This is a genomic window from Candidatus Thermoplasmatota archaeon, assembly GCA_018814355.1.
Classification (GTDB): domain Archaea; phylum Thermoplasmatota; class Thermoplasmata; order UBA10834; family UBA10834; genus COMBO-56-21.
Window position 1 is genome coordinate 48537 of record JAHIZT010000054.1, and the last position, 6591, is coordinate 55127.

Here is a 6591-nt window from a genome sequence, read left to right on the forward strand (position 1 = left end):
TCATGGCTCGAAATCGGGAAATGCCTTAAGTCCCCATTCCATTTCCCAGAACAGGAGCTAGATGCATATGACCAAAACCGAGGAGAATTTGAGACATGCCCTAGCCGGCGAGAGCGAGGCGAGGGCGAAGTATGTGAAGTGGGCCGGAATCGCCAACAAGGAGGGCCACCAGGCTGTCGCAAGGATATTCCTGGAGACCGCAGAGAACGAGTACGAGCACTCAGCGATGATCATGAACCTGTTGAATATCCCTGGTACTACCGAGGAGAACCTGAAGACCGCCGCCGGGGGCGAAGTCCATGAGTGGACCAAGATGTACCCACAGTTCCTGGAGGAGGCCCGGAAGGAGGGGAACGAGCGGGCCGTGAAATTCTTTGAGAACATCCAGGCGATCGAGAAACACCACGGGAAGAGGTACCAGCTGCTGCTCGACCGCCTGAAGAACAGCACTCTGTACAAGTCTGACAAGGAGGAGACCTGGTTCTGCACGAACTGCGGCTTCATGCACAAGGGAAAGGAAGCGCCGCAGACATGCCCGAACTGCCTGCACCCCAGAGGGTATTTCAAGAGGATATCGGAAGTGGACTACGGCAAGATCGAGTTGTAACAACCTTTCAAGGGTGGCCAGTAACCATTAAGCCACGGGACGGATAACCCCCTGCGGGTAGATACGAATGCGATTCAGGGCCATGCAGTTCTCCCAAGACTGGAAGAAGTTGGACGACCGGTTCTTCGCCACCATCAGGGCGCATCGCGGTGAGCTGAAGTACAGCCCGGACGAGAAGGTCGAGGTCCAGAGCCCGAAGAAGAAATTCACGGCACACGTGCTGCTCGCTCTTGACACTCCGATAAGGAAAATCCCGCTGGCGTTCCTCGAGTACGACCTCGAGGCGAAGCCCGGCGAGACGCGTGAGGACCTGATCAACAAGCTCGCGAAGCTGTACAAGTTCTCGGAGAAGCCCAGGGAAGAGGAGACGGTCACGATCTATTTCCTCGAGAGACTCTAGGGTTTTCGCTTCCTGCGGGTCCTGGTCTCAGAGCCGCAGATGTCGCATGTGCGGACGTCTGCGGAGAAGACCTTGCCGCAGCCCTTGCACCTCGCCAGCCACTCGAAGACTTCAGCTATCCCCTTCTGGTCCATGCCCCTTGCGGGCACTCCCAGGACCCTGGCCAAATTCTGTATCGAGTAGTCATCCGTTAGTAGCTCGTAGCCGAGGTCCAGGGCGAGCGCGAGCAGCTCCTTGTCCGCCTCAGACAAGCGCCTCGAATCGCCCGTCTTCTCGGATTCCTCCCTGACCTTCTTCAACGAACTTGCGCTAGGAGACGACACTCTGATCCTCGTGGCCATCAGCAGCTCCAGCCTGTCGCCCATCCCTTCCTTCTCGAGCTCCCTGACTACTCCCGGCGTGATCACGCACTCGAAACCGTCCGGCAGGTCCTTGCCGTAGTATAGGACGGACGTGTCGAGCACGAAGCCCTTCATCGCAGTTCGACCGTCCCTTGGAACTCGTCCTCTGCGAGCTTCTCGATGTCCACCTTGGTCTCCTCATCCATCGCGTCCGCGATCTTGCTGTACGTCGAGGGTTTCTTAGGCGCAATCGTGCAGCACAGTCCCGGCCTGATGGATATGTCATAAGTGCCGATCGACTTGGCGATCCTCTCGATCTCCACCTTGTCGAAGCCGATCAGCGGCCGAAGCACGGGCAGCGATGTCGATCGCTCCTCCACGTTGATGTTCGCGAGCGTCTGCGATGCGACCTGGCCGAGCGATTCGCCGGTCACGATGAATCCAGCATCATGTTTCTTGGCAAGCTTCTCCGCCACGCGCAGCATCATTCGTCTGCACAGGACGCATTCCATGTTCCTCCGGCAGCATTTCGCGAACTCCGCCTGCGCCTTCCCGTGAGGAACTAGCAGTCTCAATGATTCCTTCCCGAGCGCGTTGTCGAGCTGCTTCATGAGGCTGATGGCCTTCTCGACCTCGTTGTCGCTCGTGAACGGTCTGTTGTCGAAGTGCACGAGCACGAGGTCCAACCCCTGCTTTCCCATGAGGTACCCCGCGACTGGGGAATCGATGCCCCCGGAGAGCAGGACGATCCCGCGCAATCAATCACCGACGTATTTCGAGAAGATGGTCTTGGCCTTCGACAGGTCGGTCGTGCCCCCAATAATGGTCCTGCCGTCCCGGAAGACGGTGATGTCCACGCCCGTCGTCTTGAACTTGAGCACGCCATCGGCGACGCTGGCAGTGCCGGATCTGGAGAGTTTCTTTCTCAGGTCCGAAAGGCCGTCCTTGAGCGGCTCCGCCGGGATGATCTGGACCGCGTTTCTGCCGCATAGCGAGACTACGAGCTTCCTCTGGTGCGCCTGCAGGTAGGGGAAGTGCCTCTTCCCGCAGCAGTCGCATTCAGGGTTCTTCTTGACCTTGACCTTCTGAAGCTCACCTTGCCATATGTCCAGGACTAGGAGTTCCTTGAATGGCTCCTTGCCCTGCATGATCTTGAAAGCCTCCGTCACCTCGATGGATGCCACCATGCTCGGGAGGGTGTTGACGATGCCGACGGTGTCACATGTCGGCAACTGCCCCGGCTGCGGCAGCGTCGGGAACACGCATCTGAGACAAGGACCGTCTGATACCACGGGCATCACCATGCCCGTGACACCCACGGCTCCCGCGTAGATCCATGGTATCCCGAGCTTCACGCAGGCGTCGTTCACGAGAAAACGGGTGTCCATGTTGTCAGTGGCGTCGAGCACGACAGTGGCGTCCTTCACTATCCGTTGGACGTTGGCATAGCTGATGTCCGCTACCTCCCCGTGGATCTCGATCTCAGAGTTGATCTCCTTGAGCGCTTCCTCTGCGACCTTCGCCTTGGGCCGTCCTACATCCTTCTCCCCGAACAGGGACTGCCTCTGTAGGTTGGAGATATCGATGATGTCCCGGTCCACGACATACACCTGACCTACCCCCGCCCTTACCAAGAAGGATAATGCATAAGTCCCCAGGGCTCCGCAGCCAATGACCAGGGCTTTGCTCTTACCCAACCTCTTCTGTCCCTCGGGCCCTATCTCAGGCAGGAGCGTTTGCCTGGAGTATCTGTCCTCTTTCACGAAAGCGGAATGGGCACTGGCGGTATTAATCCATTGCAGGAGTCGACAGTCAAGCTCGGCTGAGCGCGAAAAGAGGAGTCCACTACCGTCATTGCGCAACATTCTTATCGAGACCTCCCATTCCGGCAAAGCAGTAGCAACCATCAAGTAGAAAGTGGAATCCGAGGCGGATCTTCATGAAAGTTCTTGTCGTGGGCGCATCTGGGCAGATAGGAGCATGGACAGTACATGATTTGGTGAACTATTACGATGCAGATGTCATCGCTGCCGACCTCAGCCTCGATAGGGTCAAAAAGCTCGCAGAGCAGATTGGAAAGGACAACGTGATGCCCATCAAGCTAGATGCGAGCAACACGGAGGAACTCAGGAAGGCAGCCAAAGGCGTCGATGTGATCCACAACTCCGCGTGGTACGAGCTCAACCTGAAGATTATGCCAGTTGCCATGGATCTCGGTGTCCACTACTCCGATCTAGGCGGGTTCTACGACCGTACTTTCGAACAGCTCAAGTATGACAAGAAAGCGAAGGATGCAGGAATCACCTGCGTTCTTGGCATAGGCAGTTCGCCAGGCATAACCAATGTGTGCGGGGCAGCGGGCGCAAAGAGGCTCGACTCTGTGAAGGACATAAGCATCTACTGCACCTGGGGTACTAAGATCAAGAGCGACAGTGCAGCCTTTCCGTCATATTCGATCAGGACGGTCCTTGACGAGATCACGCAGGAGCCAGGGATCGTGGAGAATGGGGTGAAGAAGAAGGTGCCAGTGCTCTCAGGTATGAAGGAGGTTCTGATGCCGGATCCAGCGGGGAAGGTCGTTGCCTACTACATAAAGCATTCAGAGCCCGCAACGATGGCGGATTTCATAGGCAAGGGGACCAAGAACGTGAGCTTCAGGATAGGATTCCCGGCGAACGACTTCTCCACGTTCAAAACTATTGCTCAATTGGGGTTTGGGAGCACCGAGAAGATGGATTCTGCCATCTCCCCCAAGGATTTCATCACAAGCATGTACCTCAAGGCTGTGGAGTCCTCGCGAAACTCGAGTACGCCAATGGACGAGTTCGATTACTTCAGGGTGGACGTCGATGGAAAGAAGAACGGCAAGGACGCCAGCGTCGTGTTCTATGTCAAGACCTGGAACGATCCCGACAAAGGCATACCTTCTGCTAGGGACACGTCTGTCCCCCCATCCATAGTTGCGGACTGGCTCGTGAGGGGCAAGATGCGCAAGAGGGGCGCGTTGCCACCTGAGGCGTGCATTGAACCCGAACCGTTCTTCAAAGAACTTGCGAAGAGGAAGATACTCGTCGAGGAGGAGCTGCAGACGACGAAGTCGTTCTACTGAGCGAGAGAGGGCGGCAGACGATACGGTGTGTTTGAATGCTGGATAGTCACTGAAGTTCGAATCTGCTCGATTTCGAAGCAAAGCTATCGAGTTCACACCACCTCGATTTGAATGCGTAAGCTAGTGTATTAATGCTAGTCGTGCGAGTCCACGAACTGTTCATCTTGAGGAAAGACCTTGGGGAAGGAACGTAGCTACCAGAAGTGCAGCTCAACTACACCCCTGGAGGAGGTCATCTTGAAGTTAAGACGAATCGACACAGTTGTCAATGGAGTGGCAGAGACTGCTAAGGATTGGCATGAGGTGACATCGAAGATGGTCTTTGAGCAGGAATACGTTGACGCCCTATTAGTGCTCGATCAGCTGAAGCGAATCTGGGTAATGTTTGGCTTTCATCGTCACCGAGGGTGGACTCCCAGAGTTCGGCCCAGACACGCGAAGGACGAATCGCTTGTTGGTGTCTTCGCCAGCAGAGGCGTACAGAGACCGAACAAGTTGGGCCTGACTCTCGTTGACTTGGTGAGCGTCAAAGGGAACATTGTTACCGTGAGGGGTCTCATTGCATTCGATGGAAGCCCCTTTTACACAGGTGAAAATGAGCCAGGCACTCAAGTATGCAGACGGCTCAACACTAGACGATGTTACGAGCAAGGAAGATCAATAGCTCATACTCGGGAACGGGCTTTTATCGTGGGTCGTTTATTGGGTCATCGGAGTGATCTAAATGGTAAAAGCTCGTGAATTGGTGGGGTTGAGCGTGATTACGTCGGATGCAACCAAACTAGGAAAGGTCGACGGTACGGAGGTTGATACTGAGTCGTGGAAGGTGACACACCTTCGCATCGACCTGACGGACGATTCTATCCGTGAACTCGGGTTGAAGAAGCCCTTCATGGGCGGAATAAGGATTTGCCTTCCGGTGTCCCACGTGAGCAAGATGGGAGATGTAGCGACTCTGAATATCTCACTAGCTGAGGTCAGGAACACCCCAGAATGCAAGGCGAAGTGAGCAATCCCACGAACTTTCTCGTCTTTGTGTCTCAGATTGGCCAGACAGACTTTGCTGCGAAAAACAATGCAGCACAGCGTGAGGTGTGGAGTGGCCCCTTGAAAACAAGGCCGCGAAAGAAGAGGCAGTCTGGCTCGATGCAAGAATCCTCTGATTGATGACATGCTAAAAGAGGCTCCCCGCCCATGTGGCAGTTGCACAACTGGCCCAAGGGCTGTCTTCATGACCGCGGAGCGCAGGAACCAGAAGCATTATCTGATCCGAACATGCTTGACAATTGACGCATCTGGGGGACTAGAATGAGAGCATCACTCAAAGAAGCATCAGTACTTTCAGTCTTGTTCTTGTTTGTCGCATCTTCTTGCGCCTTCTACGTTTCGAGTCATCCTGGTGAAAAGGATGTGGGACCTGCACACAGTCTTGTCCTCACCCCTCATGACCCAATATTGATCCTTGGCGACGGCGACTTCACACTCGCGAATGGCGTCACGAGCGGAACCGGAACGCCTGGGGACCCGTACGTCATCGAGGGATGGGAGATCAACGCCTCAGCAGAGAATGGCATAGAGATTCAGGACACTCGTGCCGATTTCACAATCCGCAACGTTTATGTGCACGGCGGGAGGGACGCAATCTTCAACGGCATCGAGCTATACAATGTCCGAAACGGATGCATACAAAACTCGACAATCTCCGATAACTATCGCGGGATATACTCCTGGTTTGCACTTGCGGATTTCAAGATCGCAGAGAACAATGTTACTGGCAATATGATGGGTGTCGATTTGAGGGACTCTACTACGGTCAATGTTAGTGGCAACAACATCTCTGGAAACTGGTATGGCATCTATTTCAGCGGAACGGGATCAACAATCTCGGGCAATGCCATCTCAGTGAGCAACGGGTCTAGCATTTATGCATACGGCTCAGACAGAATCATTATCACGAACAATACGGTATCGAATAGCCGCGGAGGAGCCTATCTCTCAGGTTGCACACGGACAAACTTTTCCGTCAATCTCCTCCTTGCTCCGTGTGATGGACTATTCATCAGCGATTCAACGGGGTTGGCACTATCGAGCAATGTTATTGTTCAGACTGGTCTCGAAATTGGAGGGGACAATA

The 6591-nt window shown here is 54.8% G+C and carries 9 protein-coding genes; 6 read left to right on the top strand and 3 right to left on the bottom strand.

Annotation, left to right across the window (positions count from 1 at the left end; genetic code table 11):
- The first annotated feature begins 61 nt into the window (after positions 1-61).
- Both KJ653_04185 and KJ653_04190 read left to right on the top strand, forming a co-directional pair.
- Positions 62-607: a rubrerythrin family protein gene (locus KJ653_04185; protein MBU0685031.1), complete on the top strand. Its 546-nt coding sequence runs from the start codon at positions 62-64 to the stop codon at positions 605-607.
- Between the two features lie 67 nt (positions 608-674).
- Positions 675-1007 carry a hypothetical protein gene (locus KJ653_04190; protein ID MBU0685032.1) on the top strand — a complete coding sequence of 111 codons (333 nt, stop codon included), beginning with the start codon at positions 675-677 and terminating at the stop codon, positions 1005-1007.
- Here KJ653_04190 and KJ653_04195 read toward each other — a convergent pair.
- From KJ653_04195 to KJ653_04205, 3 genes are read right to left on the bottom strand one after another with little or no spacing between them, the layout of a single operon-like run.
- Entirely contained in the window at positions 1004-1483 is a 480-nt protein-coding gene (locus KJ653_04195; protein ID MBU0685033.1) for a nucleic acid-binding protein, read from the bottom strand. The two genes, KJ653_04190 and KJ653_04195, sit on opposite strands and share 4 nt — an antisense overlap.
- Complete coding sequence (locus tag KJ653_04200; GenBank protein ID MBU0685034.1) at positions 1480-2106, bottom strand: hypothetical protein; 627 nt, start codon at positions 2104-2106, stop codon at positions 1480-1482. Before KJ653_04200 ends, KJ653_04195 begins: the two co-directional genes overlap by 4 nt.
- Positions 2107-3111: a ThiF family adenylyltransferase gene (locus tag KJ653_04205; protein MBU0685035.1), complete on the bottom strand. Its 1005-nt coding sequence runs from the start codon at positions 3109-3111 to the stop codon at positions 2107-2109.
- 176 nt (positions 3112-3287) lie between these two features.
- Here KJ653_04205 and KJ653_04210 point away from each other — a divergent pair, with 176 nt between their 5' ends.
- The 4 genes from KJ653_04210 to KJ653_04225 form a co-directional block, all read left to right on the top strand.
- Positions 3288-4457, top strand: a complete 1170-nt coding sequence (locus tag KJ653_04210; GenBank protein ID MBU0685036.1) for a saccharopine dehydrogenase NADP-binding domain-containing protein — start codon at positions 3288-3290, stop codon at positions 4455-4457.
- Positions 4458-4634: 177 nt separating this feature from the next.
- On the top strand, positions 4635-5198 hold the full coding sequence (locus KJ653_04215) for an SAM-dependent methyltransferase (GenBank protein MBU0685037.1): 564 nt from the start codon (positions 4635-4637) through the stop codon (positions 5196-5198).
- Between the two features lie 16 nt (positions 5199-5214).
- The gene (locus KJ653_04220; protein MBU0685038.1) at positions 5215-5466 is read left to right on the top strand and encodes a hypothetical protein; all 252 of its coding nucleotides are present in this window, start codon (positions 5215-5217) and stop codon (positions 5464-5466) included.
- A gap of 299 nt (positions 5467-5765) precedes the next feature.
- Positions 5766-6591 (top strand): right-handed parallel beta-helix repeat-containing protein (locus KJ653_04225; GenBank protein ID MBU0685039.1); only part of this gene is annotated, 826 nt, incomplete at its 3' end.